This window comes from Rhizobium altiplani (genome assembly GCF_001542405.1).
GTDB classification, from domain to species: domain Bacteria; phylum Pseudomonadota; class Alphaproteobacteria; order Rhizobiales; family Rhizobiaceae; genus Rhizobium; species Rhizobium altiplani.
The window spans coordinates 1-22,906 of sequence record NZ_LNCD01000145.1; the positions used below are offsets into that span (position 1 = coordinate 1).

Genomic DNA, 22,906 nt, shown 5'->3' on the forward strand with positions numbered 1-22,906 from the left:
ACACGCAGAACGCCGTTTCGTCTGGCCTGCGCGTCGGCAAGGCTGCCGACAACGCTGCCTACTGGTCGATCGCCACGACGATGAAGTCGGACAACAAGGCCCTTTCGGCTGTTTCCGACGCCCTCGGCATGGGCGCCGCCAAGCTCGACACCGCATATACGGCTGTCGACAGCGCCATCGATCTCGTCGGCGAGATCAAGGCAAAGCTCGTTGCAGCCAGCGAAGCTGGTGTCGACAAGACCAAGCTTCAGGACGAAATCACCCAGTTGCAGGCACAGCTCTACAGCGTTGCCCAATCCGCTTCGTTCAACGGCGAAAACTGGGTCAACAACACCGGCGGTACCGTCAGCGTCGTTTCCTCCTTCGTCCGCGGCACCGGCGGCACGGTCTCGATCAAGACCACCGACTATGTGCTCGGCACGACCAACACCCTGTTCAACGGCACGACCACCGGCGGCATTCTTGGTGGGACCGGCGCAAGCTCCGGCCAGTCGGTCTACGGCTTCACGATCGGCAACACCACGACCCAGGCCGCAATCGACAACCTGCTGACGGACGTCGAAACCACGCTGAAGAACATGACCACTCTCGGTTCGCAGCTCGGTTCGCTGCAGCAGCGCGTTGATATCCAGACCGAGTTCGTCTCCTCGCTCAGCGACTCGATCGACTCCGGTATCGGCCGCCTGGTTGACGCCGACATGGAAGAAGAGTCCTCCAAGCTCAGCGCCCTGCAGACCCAGCAGCAGTTGGCGATCCAGTCGCTGTCGATCGCGAACTCCTCTTCGCAGAACATCCTCTCGCTGTTCCGCAGCTAATAGCAGGAGCGCCCGCGGGCGCTTCAAACCGAAAGATCGCCGATCGAAGCCGCGCTCCCCCGAGCGCGGCTTTTTTATGTTTGTTAACTCGGCGTTAACCAAACTCATGTTTTCTGCCGTCAACGAAACGGTATGTTAACCAAGCTTAAGAAGCGGTTAGCGGGCATGAAGCTGATTGCCGTTCCCGGTGGCGGACCGGAGTGTCCTTTTCAATATTTGCCAGCCAAGGACCAATAATTTCATGACCAGCATTTTGACGAACGTCGCGGCAATGTCCGCCCTCCAGACCCTCCGCAGCATCAATGGCAGCCTGGAAGAAACGCAGAGCCGTGTTTCGTCAGGCTACCGCGTCGCGGAAGCCAAGGACAACGCTGCCTATTGGTCTATTGCGACGACGATGCGCTCGGACAACAAGGCGCTGTCGGCTGTCTCCGACGCGCTTGGCCTCGGCGCGGCGAAGGTCGATACCGCATATTCCGCCATGGATAGCGCCATCGATATCGTCAGCGAGATTAAGGCCAAGATCGTAGCCGCAACGGAAAAGGGCGTCGACAAGACCAAGGTTCAGGACGAAATCGCGCAGCTGCAACAACAGTTGCTGAGTGTTGCGCAATCTGCTTCCTTCTCCGGTGAAAACTGGGTTGCAGGCAATACAACGAAAAGCGTGGTCTCCTCGTTCGTCCGCGACGCGAATGGACAGGTGTCCGTTCAGACGACAGAATATTTCCTCGATGACTCGACCAGCGGCAACGTTCTGTTTGGCATGACGACAACCGGAGCAATCGACACTGCGACTGGTATCATCGGAACCTCCTCGGGCAGCGTTGGCTCGATCTTCAGCATGGACATCACGAGCTTCAGCGACAGCGATATTAACCTGGCATTGACCACCGTGGAAAACGGCCTCAGCGCGCTGACGAAGGCGGGTTCGCAGCTCGGTTCGATCTCAACCCGTATCGATCTTCAGGAAAGCTTCGTTTCGAACCTCAGCGACTCGATCGACTCGGGCGTCGGACGTCTCGTTGACGCTGACATGGAAGAGGAATCGAGCAAGCTGACCGCGCTGCAGACGCAGCAGCAACTGGCGATCCAGTCGCTGTCGATCGCCAACAACAGCGCACAGAACGTCCTCACGCTGTTCAAGGGCTAAGAACGCCGCCAGCCACGAAGTGAGACAGAAAGCCGCGTCGCGAGATGCGGCTTTATCTTTGTTTTTGAAGCGATAATCAAGGTTGCGCGAGGCTTGCGGCACCGACGCCGTAGCCCTTGCGCCGGTCCGGAGCCTTGGTTACCTTCGCTTAACAGTTGATTTGTTTTAGCGACAATCCGGCCTGGAGGATCCAGTCGGGGGCATGACGCCAGCTCAGTCGCTGCCGCTCGCCGGCCTGTCCCGTTTCCCTATTCAGAGCCAGAAAATGACATACAAAATTACCAGCTCGGCACAGGTGAACGCCCTCGCGGCGCTGCGCATCATCAACAAGGACGCCGCAACGGTTCAGCAGCAGGTTTCGTCGGGTTACCGCGTCGAAACGGCTGCGGACGACGCAACCTATTGGTCCTTTGCAAGCGTCATGCGCTCGGACAGCAATTCGCTGCAGAACATTCACGACGCGCTCGGCGTCGGCGCATCGAAGGTCGATACTGCCTATACCTCGATGGACAGCCTGATTGACCAGTTGGGCGAGATCCGCAAGACGCTGCTGACGGCGAAGGAAGCCGGCGTCGACAAGACGAAGCTTAATACCAGCCTCAGCGAGTTGAAGGGACAACTGCAGACGACGGTTCAGTCGACCAGCATCGCCGGCGAGAACTGGCTTCTTAACCGAGATGCCACGCTTCCGACCTCGCGATCCGTGATCGGCGGTTTCGTGCGCGGCGCGAGTGGTGAATACCAGATGCAAACCATCGATTTTCCGGCGGACCAGACCGTCATGATCGATATGACGGACGCCAATCGCGGACTGCTCACGAAAACGGTAGATGCGAACACCCTGAATTCCGACGGCACTGCGACGGCGCGCAACTATTATCTGCTTAGCGCCGGCTCGACGACGCCGGCGACTGGAACGGAAATAAAGCTCGATGGCAATACGACGTCCGCACAGGTGGACGATATGATCGCAGTGGTCGATTCCCTGTTGTCGACACTGACGGAGACCGCGGCTGGCCTCGGCACGATGAGCGCGCGTATCGGCGATCGCGTTGCCTACACCGCGGACATGTCTGACTTGATCGACAAAGGTGTCGGCGCACTCGTTGACACCGACATGGACGAAACGGCGACCCTTCAGAAGGCGTTGCTTGCGCAACAGCAGATGGGCATTCAGACGATCTCGATCCTGAACACAGCCGCCAGCAAAGTACTGCTACTGCTGCAATAGTGAGGTGAGGCACGGGTGAGCTTGTTGGGCCTCACCCTTCATCCTCGCGCAAGTTTGATTGCCTAGTTTCGATACAAAGGCGCAGTGCGGAAACCGTGCCTGATGAGTTGTCAGTTCATGATGGGGCGCGGCATGTCGCAGTCTTCTGCAGCGAGAGGGTGGATTCGGTGAGCGCGCTGCTTTCTCGGTATCTCAAGGATTTTGGAGAACCGGCCGTCGCCGCTCCCGTCGTGGATGCGGACGATTTCGCGAACGACTTTGGCGGCTTTGCCGATCTTGCCTCAGAGCCTGTCGTCGATCTCGAAGCAGAGCGCCACAATGCTCACGCCGAGGGCTATGCGGAAGCGACCGCCGTGTTAACGGAGAAGTATGAACTGGAAGCGCAAACGGTCGCCTTTGTTCACCAGCGCGAGGTCGAAGAGCTTCGCGACCGCTACGAGGTTGAGACTGCGGCGCTGGTCGCCTCCCGGCTTGATGCCATGGCGAGTGCGATTGCCGAGCTTGTCAGCGCGACTGTCGCAAGGGCGCTGGCCCCCGTAATGACCGATGTCCTGTCGCAGAAGGCTGCCGTCGATCTCGCCGGCATTCTTCGCGAGGCGGTATTGGAAGGCGATGTCGGCACCGTGACCGTCAAGGGACCTGCCCGGCTGTTCGATGTGTTGAAGGGTACTCTTGGCGAAAAGGCAGGTCTTCTGCGCCACCTTGAAACCGGCGATGTCGACCTGACTGTCGAATTTGGCGACGCCGTCCTTGTGACGCGCATGTCGGCCTGGGCGACGAGCTTGAAGAAAGTTCTGGAATGAGTGAGAGCGAAAACCACCATCACGGCAAGAACGAGATCATCATCGTCAAGCGGCATGGCGGCGGCGATCACGATGGGGCGCATGGCGGCGCTTGGAAGATCGCCTACGCCGACTTCATGACGGCCATGATGGCGTTCTTTCTCGTCATGTGGCTGGTCAACGCCGCGAACGAGGAAACCAAGGCCTCCGTCGCGACCTATTTCAATCCGATCAAGCTCTCCGACGAGAAGCCCACGCAAAAAGGCCTGAAGAAGCCTGTCGATCAGGCGGATGGCGATCAGAATCAGGAGAAGTCGAAGGAAAAGGAGGACAAACCCAACGAGGGCGCGGCGGCGGCAAACGGCGACGACCAGACCTCGACATCCGGCGACCAAACGAACTACTCCGAAGCCGACTTCTTCGAGAATCCCTATTCGGTCCTGGCAGAAATTGCGCAGGAGGTCGGCCAGCAGGCAAACGTCAGCGCCAAGGGTGAGGGCGGCGCGAGCGACTCCGGTCCTGCAACCGGAGCCGACGGTGGCCAGGCTTATCGTGACCCGTTCGATCCCGACTTCTGGACGAAGCAGGTCGAAGTTACCCATGCCAACAAAAGGCAGCCGGCTTCGAAAGATGTTCCTGCTGATGAAGCAGCGGACGCCACGGAAGTTGCGAAGGCCGAATCCGGGAACCCGGCGGATCTGACGAAAGCGGCGGACGCCGGCGAGAGTCACGACGCACAAGCCGCAGCGACAGCGGAGGACAAGCCGCAAGCCGAGGCGCAAAAGGCCGTTGAGCAGAAGAAGGCCGAGGACCTGCAAAAGGAAATCGCGCAGCAGATCAGCGTCGTGGCTGGCAAGCTCGCCGAAGGCCTCACGGTTACGGCGTCGGAAGGCGGCCTCCTGGTCAGCATCTCCGATCAGAGCGACGATTCCATGTTCAATATCGGGTCGGCCGTTCCGCGCAAGGAAATGGTGCTCGCAATGGAAAAGATCGGTGAGATCCTGAAGAGCAAGCCGGGCGCAGTCGCCATCCGCGGTCATACGGACGGCCGTCAATACAAGGGTGAAAACGAGAACTGGCGCTTGTCCATGGATCGTGCCCAGGCGGCCTACTACATGGTCGTTCGCGGCGGACTCGACGAAAAACGCGTCTCGCAGGTTTCGGGCTTTGCCGATCGCATGCTGAAGGAGCCGGCCGATCCGTTCAATGCTGCCAACCGGCGCATCGAGATATTGCTGCAGGCGGATCAGGGATAATCCATGGTCCGTCACCACCAACGTCTTCTGCTTTTGCTTTTTGGGCTTGCGGTGAGCCCTGCTACCGGCGTGCACGCGGAAGATCAGGAGGACATTGTCCCTTACAAGATGCTCCGGTCGCTGCAGTTCGTGCAGGATTCCGTCGTGCTCGGGGATCACTCGGCTGCCGAGATGCAGCGCTTCATGCTCGGGACGATCGATCAGCGTCTACGCACGATCGATCCATCGGTTTTCGATGATGAGCGTAATGTCGATGCGGCGCTAATCTACGCGATGAGCGGTGGTAATCCGGAGACCCTCGAATATCTCGTCGCGCGCGACGTGAACGGTCACTTCGACAACCGGGTCAGCGACGTCCTGCGGAAATATCTGAGCGGCAAAGGCCTGCTTGTTGCAAAGAGCCTTGTCGAGACCGCAAACGAATACAAGGACAAGAAAATCGGTCCCTATCTGGCGCTGGTGGGCGGCAACGTCACCATCGCCAAGAGTCCAGTGGAAGCGCTGAAGCTGTATGATCAGGCTCGCCTCTATGCGCCGGGTACGATCGTCGAGGAGGCGGCGCTACGCCGCTCCGTGTCTATCTGCGTCGAAGCAGGGATGGTGGATAAGGGTCTCGACTACTCGCAGCGCTACGTGCGTCGTTTCCTGCATTCACCATATGCCAGCCAGTTCGCGGATCTTTTTGTCAGCCTGCTGGTCAATCACGATCATGAGGTGAAGCCGGACGACGTTGTTAACATCCTCTCCTTCATGGACGAGGCCAGGCAGCGCGAGGTCTACCTCCGCATCGCCCGCGCGGCGGCGATCGCCGGCAAGGGCGATCTCGCACGGATGGCCGCGGCGCGCGCCCAGACGCTTGCAGGCGATTCTGATAACGCCTTTGGAGCGCTGGCGGATTTCTACGGCGGCATGGCGGCGATCCCGACCGACAAGATCGATGCGGCCACGAAGAACATCGAATCCATCCCCGAGCAGGAGTTGTCGCCGCGCGACCAGGCCCTCAGAGCCGCGGCAAAAGCTATTGCGGAACAAGTGCTTCGTCCGCCTGAACCGGCAAGCTTGACGCAAGCGACGACCCCTAAATCTAATGGCCAAGAAATTACTTCTGAACAGGCTGAAGCGGATCAGGGGGAGGTACCAAACCCAGTTCCAGGTCCCGTTGTGGGAGAATCGGCGGGGGGGCCGCCATCCGATGTTGGGGGACAGCAGGACGCCGACCCGTCATTCAACGCATTCGTGACGTCAAGCCGATCGCAGTTGGATGAGATCGACGGCCTCTTGAACAAAGAGAGTAATTGAGATGATGGACATCAGTGTTTTGGGGGGAGCATCCGGAGCAGGGGCTGCCTCTGGCATTGGCCGCCAGACGGGCAGCGGTGGCGATGCGGATGCAGGCGGGTTCTCCGATGTCCTGAACAAGGCAAGCGGCGGAAAGCATGACGCCGCCGAACAGTCCACGGCCGGCCGGCAGGCAGGCGAAGGCACCGATGGCAGCACATCCACTGCGCCGCGCCGCCCAAGCACTCAGCCATTGATCGATCTCGGCAGCACATCTCTCGCTGCGCAGGCGCAGATGAAAGAGAAAGCGTCTGGTTCGGCGGACAAAGAAACGAAGACGACGGAACAGAACGGTAAGCCTAAGGGCAAGCACGCTGATGAAGCCGATTTGCAGGATCTTTCGGATAGGCTGGATGATGACGCTGTAACGGTTCGAAAGGGCGCCAAGGAGACGAAGGCCGACGGTGCCGACGACCAGAAGGTCGCCCCGGACGATAGCACGCTGTCTGATGTCCTGAGCTTACTCAAGCAAGTCCCGACGGACGGAACTGCGGCTGCAGCGTTCGCGGCGATGGCAGCCGCGAAGCCGGAAGGCAAGGTATCGACAGAACCGAAAGAAAAGTCCGTTGCCAGCGTCAAGGCCAAGGATGAGATGTCTGTTGACGCAGGTCTGACCGGCGTCGATACAGCCGCGGACGTCCAGCTACCCGGCACTGAGGCCGAAGGCGGTATCGACGGGACGACATTCCGGCTGACCCGTGCCGACGGCCGTGGTCAGTCCATGGACATGCATCTTGGCGTTGACACGGATGCCGCCGAGTCCGGCGGCAAGGCTAACATCGAGAGCGTCTCTGTTCTGGATTCGCGCCGCTACATCGGTCTTGCGCAGAACACCAATTCTGCCGCCGTGACGGCCGCCATATCCGGTGATCAGGAATGGGCGCACGCCATGCAGGCGAGTTCTTCGCTGTCGAACGCCGCTGAGTGGACGAGCACCGGCAAGGTGGTGAATACACTCAAGATCCAGATGAACCCGATCGAACTCGGTCTCGTCACGGCGACGATGCGGCTGCAAGGCGACGCGCTCAACGTCGATCTGAAGGTCGAGACACCAGCTGCCTACCGGCAGCTCAAGGAAGACCACGGGAAGATCATCGAGGCATTGCGCAGCCAGGGCTTCGCGATCGACAACGTGACGATCAGCATGGCGCCAGTCGACCGTTCGGACACGGGCAACCAAGCGACCGCACAGGGCCAGCAGCAGGGCCAGGCGTTTGCCCAGCAAGGCCAAGGCGGGGAGGCGCGTGAGCGCCAAAATCACTCAGGACAGCGAACTGGCGGAGGCTTCAATGGCTCGGGCGAAAGCGGTGTTGAAAGCACTTCTTCTGGCGCCGCTGGCAGTAGTCGCGCTGGCGACGTCTACCTCTAGCGCTGAAGCGTCGAACAGCGCCTGCGAGGTGGAGATTCAAGCCGCCGCACTGAAATACGGTATTCCGGAAGGCATACTCTATTCCGTGGGTCTGACCGAAACCGGGCGCAAGGGATCCCTCTACCCTTACGCGCTGAACATCGAAGGCAAAGCCTTCTTTCCGCCCTCCGAGCAGGATGCTCTGAGGCAGGTCGATGTGGCGCGCCGATCGGGCGCGAAGCTCATCGACATCGGCTGCATGCAGATCAACCAATACTACCATGGTGAGAATTTCCGGTCCGCGGAGGAGATGTTCGACCCCCGCCGCAATGTGGAATACGCGGCAAGGTTCCTGCGCAATCTCCACGACCGACACGAAACCTGGACGATGGCAGTGGCCCGCTATCACGCCGGCCCCAACAATGACCCTGCCCAGAAGCAATATGTCTGCCGGGTCATCGCCAATCTGGTCGCCACCGGCTACGGCAAATGGACTCGCAATGCGAGCACCTTCTGCCAAAATTGATTCAATCAAAACTAGCAGAAAACAGAACAAAACAGAAATGTGTCATATTGTGGCGAGAATCTGTCTCAATATGGCAAGGCAAGTCACATTTTAGACCTTGTTAACTTTTCCACGAAATTTTTGTGTGCATAATTTCCGACCGCTACTACATCTAGATCAAATCGCGCCCCAATTCTTAATCAACTATTAATTCCTGCCAGTAAGTTCCTACAGCTTGTCCCGGAATCGCGCGATTCGTACCCATAGAGCATCGAGGTACCACAAGTGATTCGGAGGCGGACGAATGATCGTAGTGGTTGATGAGCGTGAGCTCGTGAAAGATGGTTACACTTCACTTTTTGGGCGGGAAGGCATTCCTTCCACAGGGTTTGATCCACGTGAATTCGGCGAATGGGTTCAGACGGCGGCGGACGCTGATGTCGCGGCCGTCGAGGCGTTCCTGATCGGGCAGGGGCAGCAGACTTTCGAGCTGCCGCGCGCGATCCGTGACCGTACCATGGCGCCGGTTATCGCAGTCAGCGATCAGCCGTCGCTGGAAAACACCCTTGCACTTTTTGATTGTGGCGTCGATGACGTCGTGCGCAAGCCTGTGCATCCCCGCGAGATCCTGGCTAGAGCCGCCGCCATTCGGCGCCGACTGAAAGCGATTTCCAGCCACACGGATATCGGTGCGATCCGCGTGTTCTCCGACGGCCGCGATCCGGAAATTCACGGTGAGGTTTTTGCGCTCCCCCGTCGCGAGCGTCGCATCCTTGAGTACTTGATTGCAAACCGCGGTCGTCGTGTCACCAAGACGCAAATCTTCAACGCGATCTACGGGATTTTCGACGACGAAGTCGAAGAAAACGTGGTTGAAAGCCATATTTCCAAGCTGCGCAAGAAGCTTCGGAAGAAGCTGGGCTTCGATCCGGTCGATTCGAAGCGCTTCCTTGGCTATTGCATTGACTGGAACTGATTTTTTCAGAACGGGCCGCGTTGCCTGAACCTGGTCGCTGCATTCTCGCGACATTGGTTCAACGCCAGACAGCCTCACGCAAGGCCCACCAAATACTCTCAAGCCTACTAAGGGAATCGAGGTTTTCAGATGAGCATTTTTGGCAGCATGAAGACGGCCGTGTCCGGCATGAACGCCCAGGCAAACCGCCTTAGCACCGTCGCCGATAACATCGCGAACGCAAACACGACGGGCTACAAGTCCGTTTCGACCGCTTTCTCGTCGCTGGTCCTGCCATCGACCTCGGGTAACTATAATTCGGGCGGCGTCCAGACATCCGTTCGCCAGTCGGTTTCGGAACAGGGCGACATCTCCTACACGACATCAGGCTACGACCTGGCGATCTCGGGCGACGGCTTCTTCATCGTTCAGAGCCCGGACGGCGTTCCGGTTCTGACCCGCGCCGGCGATTTCACCAAAGACCCCGAAGGCAACCTGGTCAATTCCGCCGGCTTCAAGCTGATGGGTTATTCTTACGACGCTGGCGCGCCGGCCGTCGTCGTCAACGGTTTCTCGGGACTCGTGCCGATCAACGTCAACCAGTCCGGCTTGACGGCGATCGCTTCGACGACCGGTACCTTTACCGGCAACTTGAACTCCAATGCCAACGTCGCAACTGGCAACCTTCCGTCTTCCAACACGGCGCCGATCACAGCTGACACGAAGCAGATGTCGATGGTTGGTTACGACAAGCTCGGCAACACGGTTCAGTACGATTTCTACTTCACCAAGACGGCCGTGACGACGCCCCCGCCGGCAGCTCCGGGTGTTGCGAGCACGTGGGAGGTTGCAGTCTTCCGTCATGACGATGCGGCAACAGGTGGAACCTCATCATTTCCGTACACTTCGACGCCCGGTCCGGCTCTCGTTGGCTCGACAAATTTGACGTTCGATGCCAACGGCAAGATGGTCAGCACTGGCGCCCTCACCATCGCCGATCCCGTCACCACCGGTTCGATCGCCATGGACCTCAGCGGTTTCACGCAGCTCGCCGCTGATTTTGCAGGTAGCGGCACGCCGAACGGCCAGGCCGCCAGCCCGGTCAAGGATGTCACGATCGATAAGGACGGCACGGTATATGCCAAGTATGCGGATGGCACGTCGAAGCCGCTCTACCGCATTCCGCTAGCGACCGTCGCCAGCCCGGACAACATGACGCTGATGAGCGGCAACGTTTATAGCGCAAACGGCCAGTCCGGCGTGACGGTCACCGGCTTCCCGCAGACCAACGGTTTCGGGACGATCCAGGCGGGAGCACTTGAAAGCTCGAACGTCGACCTCGCCGGCGAACTGACCGAAATGATCGAGTCGCAGCGCAGCTACACTGCCAATTCCAAGGTGTTCCAGACGGGGTCCGACATCATGGACGTCCTCGTCAACCTCAAGAGATAAGTAGGGTTCGGATAAGCCATGTCGCTCACTTCCGCACTGAATACCGCGCAGAGCATATTCAGCAACACCGGCACTCAAAGCAGTGTGGTGTCGAACAATATCTCGAACTCCAGCAACAGCGACTACGTGCGCCGGCAGGCGATGATCACCACGTCGCTGAATGGAGCGCAGGTTGTGAAGATCAGCCGCGCGCAAGAAGACGCGCTAATGCGTCAGTGGCTGAAGGCGAGTGCGCAAGACAGTGGCCAGCAGACGCTGCTTGGTGGTCTGACCGACCTGAAATCGATCATGGGCGGCAACGACTACGAGACGTCGCCGGCCAACTACCTGGCGACGTTCCGCGAAAAGCTGCAGGCTTTCCGCACATCGCCAAGCAGCACCATTGCCGCGCAAAGCGCGGTCACGGCTGCGCAGGACGTCGCCAATTCGCTGAACAACGCGACGAAATCCGTGCAGGCGGTACGCCTGGGCGCGGACAAGGAAATTGCAACGCAGGTTTCGACGCTCAATACGCTGCTCGCGCAGTTCAAGACGGCGAACGATGCCGTCAAGAGCGAAACGGCAACCGGTGGTAACCCTGCCGATGCGCTGGACGAACGCGACAAGCTGCTGAAGCAGATTTCTTCGATTGTCGGTGTCAACGCCGTCGACCGTCAAAACGGCGACATGGCGCTCTATACGACGGACGGAACCGTCGTGTTCGACACCATTCCGCGAACGGTTACTTTCGTCGCGCAGGACACTTACACCGCCCAGACAAAGGGCAACGGCGTCTACATCGACGGCGTGCTGCTCGGCAGTGGCAAAGGGTCGACAACGACGGCGCAGGGAAGCCTGCAGTCACTGCTACAAGTGCGCGATGACATCGCAACGACGTTCCAGTCGCAGCTCGATGAGATCGCAAAGTCTCTCGTGACGATGTTCTCGGAGACCGGCGGCACTCCCACTACGACACAGCCAGGTCTTTTCGTCTGGAAGACGGCGACCGGAGCAACTGGCGGCACACCGACGACCACAGGCGTGATCGATGGCATCGCGGGTACGATTGCGGTGAATGCCGCCGTCATCACCAACCAGGGCGGCGACCCGATGAAATTGCGTGACGGCACGATCACCGGCCTCACGAATCTCAATCCGACGGGCAGCAGCGGTTTCTCCGACAATCTCGATGCGCTCTACTCGGCGATGGGCGCGGCCCAGACCTTCTCGTCGACCGCCGGCATCTCGTCCAACGTGAACATCATGGACTACGCCTCCAATTCGATCGGATGGCTCGAGCAGTATCGAAGCGATGCGACGACTGCGTCCGAGAATACGGCGGCGGCGCTCTCGCGTTCGACGGAAGCTTACTCCAACGAGACCGGCGTCAATCTCGACGAAGAACTGACCCTGCTCCTCGACATCGAGCAGTCCTACAAGGCGGCCACCAAGATCCTAAACGCTGTCGATGAAATGTTGAAGTCATTGCTAGACATAGCGAGTTAAGCCATGAAAAGTTCATTTATTTCTAGTTCGGCCATTCAGAACGCAATGCGATTGACGATCCGCCAGTCGCAGAAGCAATTGGTAACCGCGTCTCTCGAGGCGACGACGGGCGTTTACGCCGACATCGGCGCCTCCCTGGGCTCTGGTGCAGCCAAGAGCGTGAATTTCACAGCTGAGGTCAGCCGCATCAAGGCCCTCAAGGGCAGCAATTCCATCGTATCGGCGCGTCTCGAAGCTTCGCAGCTCGGCCTCAACAGTATGAAGACGGCCGGCGACGCACTGGTCTCCAAGCTGACCGCGCTTCAGGGAAGCCAGGACAAGACCAGCATCGCGGTGGCCATGCAATCTGCCGGCGACGCGCTTTCGCAGCTGATGGACACGGGCAATTCGATGCTCAACGGCGAGTACCTGTTCTCGGGTATCAACACCGATGTGCAGCCGCTCACCAACCAACAGAATGCCGCAACGACCGCCATTCAGACGAACCTCGAAGCCTACGCGAGCGGCCTGGGCAAGCCGGTAAGCTCTTTGACCGGCGCCGAGATGGGCACCTTCATCACGAACTTCGTTGAGCCGATGTTCTCCCAGGACACGTTCAACGGCACCTCCACACCGGTTGCATTCCCGCCGCCCGGCGCACCGACCCCGGTTGCACCCGCGGCCTACGTCACGCCGCCGGCCTGGAGCGATTGGTCGGCTGCTTCGAACCAGAACATGACGAGCCGCATCAGCAACTCTGAAGTCGTCACGTCGTCGACCAATTCCAACTCGGACGGCATGCGCTACTTCGCGCTGGCTTCGATCACAGTGTCGGCGCTGGCCAGCCAAAATCTGGGCGCCGACGCACTGAGCAAGGTCACCTCCACGGCGATCGGCTATGCCGCGCAGGCCACGACCGGCATCGTGACCCAGGCGAGCCAACTCGGCCTTTCGCAGGAGCGCGTCGAGAAGGCCAATGACGCTCTCGATGCACAGTCGAGCATTCTTCAGAACAAGCTCGTCGATCTTCAGGGCGTGGATACGTCGGAAGCGTCGACGCTGGTCAATACCCTCCAGACTCAGCTGGAGACCGCCTACACCATCGTATCGAAAATCCAGCAGTTGAGTCTCGTGAATTACCTTTGATGATCAAAGGTACGAAAGACAAAGAAGGATGCATGAATGTATCAGTTCTCTTACTCCGAGATCATGGAGGACTCGGTGGCCGATGCGAAGGAGCGGGAGCGTCAAGTTCTCGACCGGTCCATAGAGCTGCTGTCGATTGCGCGAGACAAAGAGAAATACAGCCGGGAAGCCATTGATGCATTGTTCTACACCCGGCGCGTTTGGGTAAGTTTTATCGAGGATCTCAAGCATCCGGACAACCAGCTTGAAATCCAATTGCGGGCCAACCTCATCTCCATCGCGATCTGGATCTTGAAGGAGTGCGATCGGATCAGGCGCCGGCAATCGACAAACTACCAAGGCATTATCGACGTTACCACCATCATCAGGGATGGACTAAAATGAAAAGCACACTTCGTATCTCGCTAAAAGCCGGGGAAAAGATCTTCATCAACGGTGCGGTCCTGCGCGTCGATCGCAAGGTCGCGCTGGAATTCCTGAATGATGTAACATTCCTTCTCGAAAACCACGTCCTCCAGCCGGAAGACGCCACGACGCCGCTGCGCCAGCTCTATTTCATCGCGCAGATGATCCTCATCAATCCGGAAGGCAAGGATCAGTCGACCGCGATGTTCCGCAAGTCGATCACGATGCTGCTGACCTGCTTCAAGAACGAGGAAGTCCTCGCCGAACTGAAGCGCGTTGACGGTCTCGTTTCGACCGGCCGCGCCTTCGACGCCCTGAAGGCGATCCGCGGTCTCTATCCGATCGAGGATAGCATTCTCAACAACCAAGAAATGCACCCGACGATGGTCGAGCAGATTCGCAAGGAGATCGCACCATGGCGGTAGACGGCGTCTCAAACGTCAATAGTTCTTCGTCGTCGAGCACCTCGAGCGCGCAACAGAAGGCGACGCTCAACTACGACAACTTCCTGCAGCTCCTCATCGCGCAGATGAAAAACCAGGATCCGACGGATCCGGTGGACGCGAGCGAACAGATGTCGCAGCTGGCGAGCTTCTCGCAGGTCGAGCAGACGATCCAGACGAACAGCAAGCTGGACACGCTGCTGGCGAGCTCCAGCCTGACGCAGGCTGGCAGCTACATCGGCAAGTACATGACCAGCGCTGACGGCAGCGTGAAGGGCACGGTTGCGTCGGTGAAGGTTTATTCCGACGGCATCATTGCGACGACGACGGATGGCGGTAGTATTCTCGTTCAGGCGGGAATCACCCTGGCCGACAAGGCTCCGACGACGACCGACACATCGTCTTCGAGCTAGTTGAAATGACAAGGCGGTTCGGCCACACCGGACGGACCGCAAGGCGATATGAGGTTGCCTGCAATGAATGAAGCTGATGCACTTGACCTATTCCAGGCAGCGATCTGGACCGTTCTTGTTTCCGCCGGCCCGGCGGTCGCAGCGGCCATGATCGTCGGTCTGATCATCGCGCTGTTCCAGGCGCTGACCCAGGTTCAAGAAGCGACACTCACCTTCGTTCCGAAGATCGTGGCCGTCCTCGTCACCATCGGCATCTCGGCTCCGTTCGTCGGATCGCAGATTTCGATTTTCACCAATCTGGTGTTTTCGCGCATTCAGTCAGGTTTCTGAGCCACTTTCGCGCAAGCTTCGCCATTTAAGTCTCGTTCCGAATTGGTGGGCATCATGCCCGCACCTCTCATGAAGAGACGGAATCGAAATGGCGCAACCTCCTGCACTCCCCCTCCCGAAAGCCGGACTTAGCGTACGTGATATCGGTTTTGCCATGGGCATCATCGTTATTATCTGCGTGCTTTTCCTGCCGATCCCGCCGTTCTTGATCGATATGGGACTGGCCTTCTCGATCGCCTTCTCGGTGCTGATCCTGATGGTGGCGCTGTGGATCCAGAAGCCGCTCGATTTCTCGTCCTTCCCGACCATTCTTCTGATCGCGACCATGACGCGATTGGCGCTGAACATCGCGACGACGCGCGTCATCCTATCGCATGGCAACGAGGGTCATGATGCCGCCGGCGGTGTCATCGCGGGCTTTGCCAGCCTTGTCATGTCCGGCGACTTCGTGATCGGTCTGATCGTCTTTTTGATCCTGATCACCATCAACTTCATCGTTATCACCAAGGGTGCTACGCGTATCGCGGAAGTCGGCGCGCGCTTCACCCTCGATGCGATCCCCGGCAAGCAGATGTCGATCGACGCCGACCTTTCGGCCGGCATCATCGACGAGAAGGAAGCACAGCGCCGCCGCAAGGAGCTGGAAGAGGAAAGCTCCTTCTTCGGCGCCATGGACGGTGCGTCCAAGTTCGTTCGCGGCGACGCGATTGCCGGCTTGCTGATCACTTGCATCAACGTCTTCGGCGGCATCATCATCGGTTACTTCCGCCATGGAATGCCGATCTCCGAAGCCGCCGACGTCTTCGTCAAGCTCTCGGTTGGTGACGGTCTCGTTTCGCAGATGCCGGCCCTCATCGTTTCTCTCGCAGCCGGCCTTCTCGTGTCGCGCGGCGGCACCGTCGGTTCCACCGAACAGGCAGTCGTCAACCAGCTCAGCGGTTATCCGCGGGCGCTTTCTGTTTCGGCGGTTCTGATGGCGATCCTCGGCCTGATGCCGGGTCTGCCATTTGTGCCCTTCATGTTCCTGTCCGGTCTGCTAGCCTTTGGTGCCTGGTTCATTCCCCGCCAGGTCGAGGCGGAGAACAAGGCTCGTCGCGAGCTGGAAGAAAAGAAGGTCGTCCAGAACAAGGAACTCGAAAAGGATTCCGTCAAGTCGGTGCTGCGCACATCGGAAATCGAGCTCGCGCTCGGCAAGATGGTGTCGACACGCCTGCTCGGCGCTCACCAGGAGCTTGCCTTCCGCGTCGGCAAGATGCGCAAGAAGTTCGCAACGCAGTACGGTTTCGTTGTTCCGGAGATCAAGGTCACGGACGATATCGGGATTGCCGAGAAGTCCTATCAGATCCGAATTCACGGCACGACGGTCGCGTCCAACATGCTGCGCGTTGGCGAAGTTCTTGTTGTCACCGGCTCCGGCCGCAAGCCAAGCATTCCGGGCGACGAGATTCGCGAACCAGCCTTCGGCATGCCGGCGGTTTCCATACTCGAAGCATTCGCCGACGATCTGAAGCGCGAGGGTTTCCAGCCGATCGACAACGTTTCTGTCGTCCTGACGCATATGAGCGAAGTCATCCGCAACAATCTGCCGGCGCTCCTGTCGTACAAGGATGTGAAGGTCCTGATCGACAGGCTCGATCCGGAATACAAGAAGCTGGCGGACGAGATCTGCTCGTCGCACATGTCCTATTCCGGCCTGCAGGCCGTGCTGAAATTGCTCCTCGCCGAGCGTGTGTCGATCCGCAACCTGCACCTCATCCTGGAAGCCGTCGCCGAACTCGCGCCGCATGTCCGCAAGACCGAGCAGATTGTCGAGCATGTGCGTGTTCGCATGGCGCAGCAGCTTTGCGGCGATCTCGCGGACAACGGCGTGCTTCGCGTGCTGCGACTCGGCAGCAAGTGGGATCTCGCCTTCCATCAGGCGCTGAAGCGCGACAACAAGGGCGAGATCATCGAGTTCGACATCGACCCGCGCATGCTCGAAGAGTTCAGCGAGCAGGCGACGAAAGTTATCCGTGAATTCATGGATCGCGGCCTGCCGTTCGCCCTTGTCACCTCGCCGGAAACACGCTCCTATGTGCGCATGATCATCGAACGATTGTTCGCAACGCTCCCGGTCCTGTCGCATGTCGAGCTGGCCAAGGGCATCGAGATAAAGATTCTGGGCTCCATTTCATGATAACAGACCCGCAAGGGACCGTCCTGGCGCTGTTCCTGATCTTCTGCAGGATCGGCGGCTGTGTTCTCGTGATGCCCGGCTTTTCGTCTGCCCGTGTCGCACCGCACTTGCGGGTTTTCATTGCAGCTGCCTTATCCCTTGCAATCCTTCCAGTGCTCTGGGAAACGGTCTATCCGATCGTCCACACCTCGAACGCCACCTATATCGGCTACATTTTCAGCGAGTCGCTGGTTGGCGTCATGTACGGCATGCTTGCTCGGCTTTACACGCTCGGCCTGCAGTTCGCAGCCAGCGTGATTGCGATGATGGTCGGCTACACTCAACCGAGCGCGGGCGATATCTTCGAAGATTCCCCGGAAAGCAGCCTTTCAGGGTTCATCACCTTTGCCGGCATGATGATCCTGTTCATGATGGACTTTCATCACGTCGTCTTCAGGGCATTGGTCGATTCCTACACGTCGATGCCCTTCGGAGGCATCCTGCAGATGCGCAGCACGCTGATCTCGTTCACGGACACGCTGTCATCGACATTCATGATCATGCTGCGGCTCTCAAGCCCCTTCCTGATCTACGGCCTGATGTTCAACATCGCGATCGGCTTCATCAACAAGCTGGCGCCGCAGATTCCGGTGTATTTCATTTCGACGCCCTATCTGCTTCTCGGCGGCCTGTTCCTGTTCTATTTCTCAGTGGCGGCGCTGGTTAGCCAGTTCGGCCAATCCTTCGCCAGCGTGTTCATCGGCAGGTAGCGACATGGTGGACAAGACGCGCTCACAGAAACTGAAACGCCTCGTGGCGGTTCAACGTCATCTGGAGCAGATGGCTGAATTCGACCTTGCCGAAACGAGCCGTCAGCGGTCGGAAGTCAACGAGCAAATGGACAGCGTCATCCTGGCGCTCGGCTCCATGGACCCGGTCCATCATGCCTTCTCGCAAAGCTATGCGGATCGCTTCAACCGATTGGGGATCAAGGACAAGCAGCTGATCGGCATGCAGCAGATTCACGAAATGCGCGTTGTTCAGGAACGCGCCAAGGGCGATCGCCTGGAAGACGGCATGCGTGAGGCGCTCGAGGCCGAGCGCCGCGAAGCCGCCGACAACGCAGTCTATGATCTCATCGATCAAAAATTCGGTACGCCAGCCTCCAGCAAGCTTCAAAAATCATAATCGTCACAATCTTAATCAAGAGGATTGTGACTTGGCTATTTCACCTCCGAGTGATCTGGTCCTGGATGTTGTCAAAGCTGCCGACCCGCTCGAGGTGCAGGCAGCCCAGGAAAAACTGAAGGCAAACCAAGCGGCGTTTGCCGCCAACAGTCTTGCCGAAGCCGGCAACGGCTTTACCTCGGCCGTCGATATTCTCGATCGCGCCGCGGGCAAGACCGGTTTGAGCGACAGCAAAAACCGCAGCACCAAGACAGAAGAGGTGCCGGAAACCTACCGCAAGTTCGAGGCCATGGTCCTGCAGAACTTCATCAAGAACATGCTGCCGAACGACAGCGAAGAAGTGTACGGCAAGGGTGCCACCGGTGATATCTGGAAGGGCATGATGGCCGAACAGCTCGGCAACGAGATTTCGAAGGGCGACGGCATCGGCATTGCCAAGCAGCTCTATCACGATGCGCTGAAGAAGCAGGAAGGCAAGGTCGCCAACGCTTCCACCGATCAGGACGATCGCAACATGGCGATGAGCATGATCGACGACTTCCAGCGCAAGACCTTCGGTACACCAACTGCGGACAACAAGTCCGCCAATGACGCCTGAGAAAATCGAGGACAAAAATGGAAATAATCTCGAACGACTATCGTATCAAATCGGTTCTTGGACGCCTCGAAATGATTATCGACAACGAGAACACGCGTATCGGCAACGATCCGCAGTTCGATCTCAAGGTGTCGAACACGCACAAGAGCCGCTGCCTCTACGAGCTGTCGATGCTCTTCCGCGACACAGACCCGAAGGAACTGGCTGCCACGCATCTTGATCAGCTGCATGGGCTCAAGAAGAAGCTGGTGCTGAACGCACGGCGCGTCGAAGCGCATCTGGAAGCGGTCCGCACCGTTGCCGATCTCCTGAAGAATGCAGTCCAGGATGCGGACGCCGACGGCACCTATTCCCAAGAGCAATTCGTAGCACGTGACGCTTGATGATTAAGCTCGTTCTGACAGGCGTCTGGGTTTGCGCGATCACGCTGGCATCGGTCTATTTCTCGGTGCACATGGCAACGGCACCTGCGCCGGCCCCCGATGATTCCAAGCAAAGCCGGCTCGAGCTTGTAAAGGGCGAGACGATCACCGTGCCGATCATCGCCGACGGTACAATTACCGGCTACTTCCTCGGCAGGATCTCTTTCATGATGAACAAGGACGCGGTGAAGAACGTGTCCTTGCCTCTGACGGAAATGACGACCGACGAGCTCTTTACATTGCTCGTCGGCAACAAGATGATCGACATCTCCAACATGAAATCCTTCGATCCGAACGCCTTTCGGGAGATGATAAAGAAGGACGTCAACCAGCATCTGGGTGGAGAGTATATCGAGCAGGTCATGCTGGAACAGCTCGACTACCTCCCCAAGACGAGTGACTCCGGACAACACAAGAGGACGGGCAAGCCCGTCAACGTCGTCGCTCCGGAACCGGTAGCGGATTAAAGCTGCCAGAGAGTGACTCGGTCCTTGCTTTAAGCGGCGCCCTTGGGGCAGCGCCCTTGGGGCGCCGTTTCTGCGTTTTTGTGCCGACTGTAGACGGTTAATAATTCCTTCCACCAAGGGGCGAAATTCAAACGGTTTTCCTAAGAGATAGTTGAAATCGCGCTGTTACAAGACCGGCCCGATGGGCTGACTGTGCACTGACATTCTGTTTCTCGGAATTCTCTCATGCGCTCCCAGGCCAACGCCACCGGTCGATGCTGAATCGTCTGGTGCGGCTATGTGATCTGTTCGGGGATGCATGCGCATGAAACACTATCGTCAGGAAACCGGCATGAACCTGATCGCGAATTTCGCGGTCTTGTCGTCGCGCCGCGCGATTTTCGATCTGCCGGTCTGCGACCTAGGCTGGGATGACGCCCTGGTGCTTTTCAATGAACTCCTGTCGATACCGGTCGGGCAGACATCCGTTTCCTTCGTCACCGCGCGCAACATGCTCATGGCGCTGCGCGACAGCGACTATCGCGCCGTTCTTGCACAAAACCTGCTGCTTCCCAATGGTCCAGGTTTCAACATCGCGTCGAAGGTGGCGCATGGCTCGCCGTTCTCTGCCAGCTTGAGGGCCGCCGATTTCGTGCCGGCGCTGCTGACGTTCATGGAGACACCGCGCCGCATCGGCCTTATCGGCACGAACCCTCAAGAGGCTCGCCTGACTGCAGCGAAATTCCGTCGGCACGCGCCATGGCACGAGTTCACCGTCATTTCCGACACCCTCTCCCACACAGAAGGCAGGTCGCGGATCGTAGATCAGATCGACGGGCAAATGCTCGACATACTCGTCGTCGGAGCGCGCACTCCATTTCAGGAAAAATGGATCCAAGAGAACATCCGGGCGGATCACGCTCGCCTAGTGCTTGCTGTCGGCGACCTGTTCGATGTCGTGGCCGGTATGATCCGCCCCGTGCCGAAGATTGTACGGACGGTGGGACTTGAACGCGCCTATCGCTGGACGCAATGGCCGGCGCGCCCTGGCCTTCGTTCCGGCCTGGGCTTTGCTGCCTTCCTGTACTACGCCCTCCGGTACGACGGAACGCCGCATGCGGATACGGAACTGACCGACGCAAGGTCGGCCAGTTAACCTTTTCTTTGCCATGAACTTTTAGTGTTGGTTAACCCGTCCGCTTTCGCGGATGGCTTCGACCGTTCATACGCATGAGATCTGGCGATGTACGACAACAACCCGAGAAGCCAAGCCTTCCGCCGACCTGTGGCGGTCAAGGGCGAGCGTGTGGCGATGCCATCCAAAACTGCGGCCGCGATGCCGGCTGCGGAGGCAGAATTGCTCGGGGTGATCGAGCGTGCGCTCGAGCGGCAGCGGTCCAGACGTGATGCCGAGGCGCCGCCGCCGCTTGTCAGCCGCATCGAAACGATCCTGGGCAAGCGGCTCGAGGCTGCGAACGATGCAGCGGCTGCCGCGATCGATCCGTCCTCTGTTGTGCCTTCGGAAGTTACGTGCGCCACAGAAGCGACAGCGACCCCGAACGTCGCCACGCTGCCTACCGAACACAGTGCACCGAAATCGCAGCGTCTGAAGCCACTTGCGATAGTTGCTCTCATCTCCGCATTGGGCGCGGCGAGCGGTGCCCTGATCCCGGCCGAAACGACGCGCTATAGCGCTGACGCTGTGCTCGCTGTCCAAGGTGACGGCGAAGGCCGTGCGGCCGTCGCTAAAGTGGCCGAGAAGACGCTTCGGTCTTCCCACGTGATCGCGGCAACGGTCGCTGCGTTGAAACTCGATCGCGATCCGGAATTTTTCGGCCTCTCCTCGGATGCGTTTGCGGTGGCTGTCGACCTGCTTTCGACCGATGGCGCTGCCGCCGATCCGCTTTCGCACGCAGAAGCATCGCTCGTTTCCGCGATCCGCACCACGAGCGACCCTCACGCCGGCACCATCGATTTCAAGGTGACGACCGGCAGCGCCGAGAAATCCGCGCGCATTGCGAACTACCTGGCGTCTGTCGTGACAGGCTCAGGAACCACAAAGGCCGCGGCCGAAGACGGGTCGCTGAAGAAGGCGGCCGACGCGGCGCAACTCGATCTTACGGCCTTCACGCAGAAAAGTGGCGAAGGCAACGTGAAGGTTGCCATCGATCTGCAGCGGCAGATCGGGAGCATGGACGCGGAACTGAAGGCAGGGGACGAGCGAATTGCTGCTACCCAGGAAAGGGCCCGTCGTCTGAAGGCGGCGAAGGTTGGCGATGTCATTGCCGGTACGCTGGATGCGGACCTCATGTCGCCGACGCTCGTCGATCGCCGCGACAAGTATGTGGCGGCACAACTGTCTCATTCACAGCTGTCGGCCAATCTCGGTCCCCGCCATCCCCGCTTGCAAGCTCAGCAGGCAGAGGTCGACGGCTTGAAAGCAGCGATCGGTGACGACATCGCCCGGCTGCTCCGCGAAACGACCGACGAGATGAAGCAGGCGACCGTCGAGAAGCGGCAGCTAAGCGACAGTCGCAATGCACTGATTGCGCAAAGCAAGGATACGGGTGTCGACCTGGCGAAACTCGCCGAGCTTCGCGACAAGGCGAGTGCGGCACGCCAGCGCCTTGAGGATGCGATCACGACCGGAGCGGTGACGCCTGGTGCCGGCAGCCTGCGACTGCAGAAGGCGGTGCAGGTCGCCGCAGTGCCGGCGGAGGAGGGCTGGCTCCCCACGTTGCTCGGCGCCTTTGCTGGCCTCGCATTTGGTCTTGCGACAGTGTCTTTCAAAGCGCGCGCCAGGTTCACGGCGTCCGCAAGGAAGGAACCGTCGCTGCCCACTCCCGCCCCGAAGCCGGTTGTCGTCGCGCCATCGGCAGCTGAGCCTGCCGCGATGCCGCAGGAAGTGGACATTATACGCGCGGAGCTCGCCGCCATGCGCGACAGGTTGCGTACCCGGCAGGCGGCATCCTGACCAGCTGCGACACGATTGTTCTTGCATTTGCCATTTTAGGCAGGATAGGGCGTGGACAGGCAAATCGCGCTCGGCGCCACCGGCTACAAT

At 59.0% G+C, this 22,906-nt stretch carries 24 protein-coding genes; all 24 read left to right on the plus strand.

What is annotated here, in order from left to right; all coding sequences use genetic code 11:
• Positions 1-815 (plus strand): flagellin N-terminal helical domain-containing protein (locus AS026_RS36550; protein ID WP_062375873.1); only part of this gene is annotated, 815 nt, incomplete at its 5' end.
• Between the two features lie 241 nt (positions 816-1,056).
• A complete protein-coding gene (locus AS026_RS36555; RefSeq protein WP_018856795.1) occupies positions 1,057-1,965 on the plus strand; it encodes a flagellin N-terminal helical domain-containing protein in 909 nt (302 codons plus the stop codon).
• A 265-nt stretch (positions 1,966-2,230) separates the two neighbouring features.
• On the plus strand, positions 2,231-3,196 hold the full coding sequence (locus AS026_RS36560) for a flagellin N-terminal helical domain-containing protein (protein ID WP_025659529.1): 966 nt from the start codon (positions 2,231-2,233) through the stop codon (positions 3,194-3,196).
• 167 nt (positions 3,197-3,363) lie between these two features.
• Entirely contained in the window at positions 3,364-3,999 is a 636-nt protein-coding gene (locus AS026_RS36565) for a hypothetical protein (RefSeq protein WP_025659528.1), read from the plus strand.
• Positions 3,996-5,234, plus strand: coding sequence for a MotB family protein (locus AS026_RS36570; RefSeq protein ID WP_025659527.1), 1,239 nt, complete (start codon positions 3,996-3,998; stop codon positions 5,232-5,234). Before AS026_RS36565 ends, AS026_RS36570 begins: the two co-directional genes overlap by 4 nt.
• 3 nt (positions 5,235-5,237) lie before the next feature.
• Positions 5,238-6,533 carry a chemotaxis protein MotC gene (gene motC, locus AS026_RS36575; protein ID WP_025659526.1) on the plus strand — a complete coding sequence of 432 codons (1,296 nt, stop codon included), beginning with the start codon at positions 5,238-5,240 and terminating at the stop codon, positions 6,531-6,533.
• A 1-nt stretch (position 6,534) separates the two neighbouring features.
• Positions 6,535-7,941, plus strand: a complete 1,407-nt coding sequence (fliK, locus tag AS026_RS36580) for a flagellar hook-length control protein FliK (RefSeq protein WP_062375876.1) — start codon at positions 6,535-6,537, stop codon at positions 7,939-7,941.
• Complete coding sequence (locus tag AS026_RS36585) at positions 7,883-8,446, plus strand: lytic transglycosylase domain-containing protein (RefSeq protein WP_025659524.1); 564 nt, start codon at positions 7,883-7,885, stop codon at positions 8,444-8,446. The genes fliK and AS026_RS36585 overlap by 59 nt, the downstream gene beginning before the upstream one ends.
• Before the next feature lie 283 nt (positions 8,447-8,729).
• A complete protein-coding gene (gene rem, locus AS026_RS36590; protein ID WP_018856802.1) occupies positions 8,730-9,401 on the plus strand; it encodes a transcriptional activator Rem in 672 nt (223 codons plus the stop codon).
• A 129-nt stretch (positions 9,402-9,530) separates the two neighbouring features.
• The gene (locus AS026_RS36595) at positions 9,531-10,832 is read left to right on the plus strand and encodes a flagellar hook protein FlgE (protein ID WP_018856803.1); all 1,302 of its coding nucleotides are present in this window, start codon (positions 9,531-9,533) and stop codon (positions 10,830-10,832) included.
• Between the two features lie 18 nt (positions 10,833-10,850).
• Positions 10,851-12,317 carry a flagellar hook-associated protein FlgK gene (gene flgK / locus AS026_RS36600; protein WP_062375881.1) on the plus strand — a complete coding sequence of 489 codons (1,467 nt, stop codon included), beginning with the start codon at positions 10,851-10,853 and terminating at the stop codon, positions 12,315-12,317.
• A 3-nt stretch (positions 12,318-12,320) separates the two neighbouring features.
• Complete coding sequence (locus tag AS026_RS36605) at positions 12,321-13,442, plus strand: flagellar hook-associated family protein (protein WP_025659523.1); 1,122 nt, start codon at positions 12,321-12,323, stop codon at positions 13,440-13,442.
• Positions 13,443-13,478: 36 nt separating this feature from the next.
• Positions 13,479-13,826 (plus strand): flagellar biosynthesis regulator FlaF, encoded by a 348-nt coding sequence (gene flaF / locus AS026_RS36610; RefSeq protein ID WP_007530128.1) that lies wholly within the window; start codon positions 13,479-13,481, stop codon positions 13,824-13,826.
• On the plus strand, positions 13,823-14,272 hold the full coding sequence (flbT, locus tag AS026_RS36615; protein ID WP_018856806.1) for a flagellar biosynthesis repressor FlbT: 450 nt from the start codon (positions 13,823-13,825) through the stop codon (positions 14,270-14,272). The genes flaF and flbT overlap by 4 nt, the downstream gene beginning before the upstream one ends.
• The gene (gene flgD / locus AS026_RS36620) at positions 14,263-14,703 is read left to right on the plus strand and encodes a flagellar hook assembly protein FlgD (RefSeq protein WP_018856807.1); all 441 of its coding nucleotides are present in this window, start codon (positions 14,263-14,265) and stop codon (positions 14,701-14,703) included. Before flbT ends, flgD begins: the two co-directional genes overlap by 10 nt.
• A 63-nt stretch (positions 14,704-14,766) precedes the next feature.
• The gene (gene fliQ, locus AS026_RS36625; RefSeq protein WP_018856808.1) at positions 14,767-15,033 is read left to right on the plus strand and encodes a flagellar biosynthesis protein FliQ; all 267 of its coding nucleotides are present in this window, start codon (positions 14,767-14,769) and stop codon (positions 15,031-15,033) included.
• An 88-nt stretch (positions 15,034-15,121) separates the two neighbouring features.
• A complete protein-coding gene (flhA, locus tag AS026_RS36630) occupies positions 15,122-17,209 on the plus strand; it encodes a flagellar biosynthesis protein FlhA (protein ID WP_025659521.1) in 2,088 nt (695 codons plus the stop codon).
• Positions 17,206-17,958, plus strand: coding sequence for a flagellar biosynthetic protein FliR (fliR, locus tag AS026_RS36635; protein WP_018856810.1), 753 nt, complete (start codon positions 17,206-17,208; stop codon positions 17,956-17,958). The genes flhA and fliR overlap by 4 nt, the downstream gene beginning before the upstream one ends.
• Before the next feature lie 4 nt (positions 17,959-17,962).
• Complete coding sequence (locus AS026_RS36640) at positions 17,963-18,376, plus strand: hypothetical protein (protein WP_018856811.1); 414 nt, start codon at positions 17,963-17,965, stop codon at positions 18,374-18,376.
• A 31-nt stretch (positions 18,377-18,407) separates the two neighbouring features.
• Positions 18,408-18,974: a rod-binding protein gene (locus tag AS026_RS36645; protein WP_025659520.1), complete on the plus strand. Its 567-nt coding sequence runs from the start codon at positions 18,408-18,410 to the stop codon at positions 18,972-18,974.
• A gap of 17 nt (positions 18,975-18,991) precedes the next feature.
• Positions 18,992-19,357, plus strand: a complete 366-nt coding sequence (locus AS026_RS36650; RefSeq protein ID WP_018856813.1) for a hypothetical protein — start codon at positions 18,992-18,994, stop codon at positions 19,355-19,357.
• Complete coding sequence (locus AS026_RS36655) at positions 19,357-19,863, plus strand: hypothetical protein (protein WP_062375884.1); 507 nt, start codon at positions 19,357-19,359, stop codon at positions 19,861-19,863. Before AS026_RS36650 ends, AS026_RS36655 begins: the two co-directional genes overlap by 1 nt.
• A 304-nt stretch (positions 19,864-20,167) precedes the next feature.
• Complete coding sequence (locus AS026_RS36660; protein ID WP_245307750.1) at positions 20,168-20,998, plus strand: WecB/TagA/CpsF family glycosyltransferase; 831 nt, start codon at positions 20,168-20,170, stop codon at positions 20,996-20,998.
• 87 nt (positions 20,999-21,085) lie between these two features.
• Positions 21,086-22,816, plus strand: a complete 1,731-nt coding sequence (locus tag AS026_RS36665) for a GumC domain-containing protein (protein WP_062375892.1) — start codon at positions 21,086-21,088, stop codon at positions 22,814-22,816.
• Positions 22,817-22,906: the final 90 nt, after the last annotated feature.

Coding starts and splice junctions, on each gene's coding strand:
- fliK (WP_062375876.1), top strand. CDS start 6,535: ATGATGGACATCAGTGTTTTGGGGGGAGCATCCGGAGCAGGGGCTGCC.
- flgK (WP_062375881.1), top strand. CDS start 10,851: ATGTCGCTCACTTCCGCACTGAATACCGCGCAGAGCATATTCAGCAAC.
- fliQ (WP_018856808.1), top strand. CDS start 14,767: ATGAATGAAGCTGATGCACTTGACCTATTCCAGGCAGCGATCTGGACC.
- AS026_RS36595 (WP_018856803.1), top strand. CDS start 9,531: ATGAGCATTTTTGGCAGCATGAAGACGGCCGTGTCCGGCATGAACGCC.
- AS026_RS36655 (WP_062375884.1), top strand. CDS start 19,357: ATGATTAAGCTCGTTCTGACAGGCGTCTGGGTTTGCGCGATCACGCTG.
- AS026_RS36660 (WP_245307750.1), top strand. CDS start 20,168: ATGAAACACTATCGTCAGGAAACCGGCATGAACCTGATCGCGAATTTC.
- flhA (WP_025659521.1), top strand. CDS start 15,122: ATGGCGCAACCTCCTGCACTCCCCCTCCCGAAAGCCGGACTTAGCGTA.
- flaF (WP_007530128.1), top strand. CDS start 13,479: ATGTATCAGTTCTCTTACTCCGAGATCATGGAGGACTCGGTGGCCGAT.
- flbT (WP_018856806.1), top strand. CDS start 13,823: ATGAAAAGCACACTTCGTATCTCGCTAAAAGCCGGGGAAAAGATCTTC.
- AS026_RS36560 (WP_025659529.1), top strand. CDS start 2,231: ATGACATACAAAATTACCAGCTCGGCACAGGTGAACGCCCTCGCGGCG.
- AS026_RS36640 (WP_018856811.1), top strand. CDS start 17,963: ATGGTGGACAAGACGCGCTCACAGAAACTGAAACGCCTCGTGGCGGTT.
- flgD (WP_018856807.1), top strand. CDS start 14,263: ATGGCGGTAGACGGCGTCTCAAACGTCAATAGTTCTTCGTCGTCGAGC.
- AS026_RS36555 (WP_018856795.1), top strand. CDS start 1,057: ATGACCAGCATTTTGACGAACGTCGCGGCAATGTCCGCCCTCCAGACC.
- motC (WP_025659526.1), top strand. CDS start 5,238: ATGGTCCGTCACCACCAACGTCTTCTGCTTTTGCTTTTTGGGCTTGCG.
- AS026_RS36605 (WP_025659523.1), top strand. CDS start 12,321: ATGAAAAGTTCATTTATTTCTAGTTCGGCCATTCAGAACGCAATGCGA.
- rem (WP_018856802.1), top strand. CDS start 8,730: ATGATCGTAGTGGTTGATGAGCGTGAGCTCGTGAAAGATGGTTACACT.
- AS026_RS36650 (WP_018856813.1), top strand. CDS start 18,992: ATGGAAATAATCTCGAACGACTATCGTATCAAATCGGTTCTTGGACGC.
- AS026_RS36570 (WP_025659527.1), top strand. CDS start 3,996: ATGAGTGAGAGCGAAAACCACCATCACGGCAAGAACGAGATCATCATC.
- AS026_RS36665 (WP_062375892.1), top strand. CDS start 21,086: ATGTACGACAACAACCCGAGAAGCCAAGCCTTCCGCCGACCTGTGGCG.
- fliR (WP_018856810.1), top strand. CDS start 17,206: ATGATAACAGACCCGCAAGGGACCGTCCTGGCGCTGTTCCTGATCTTC.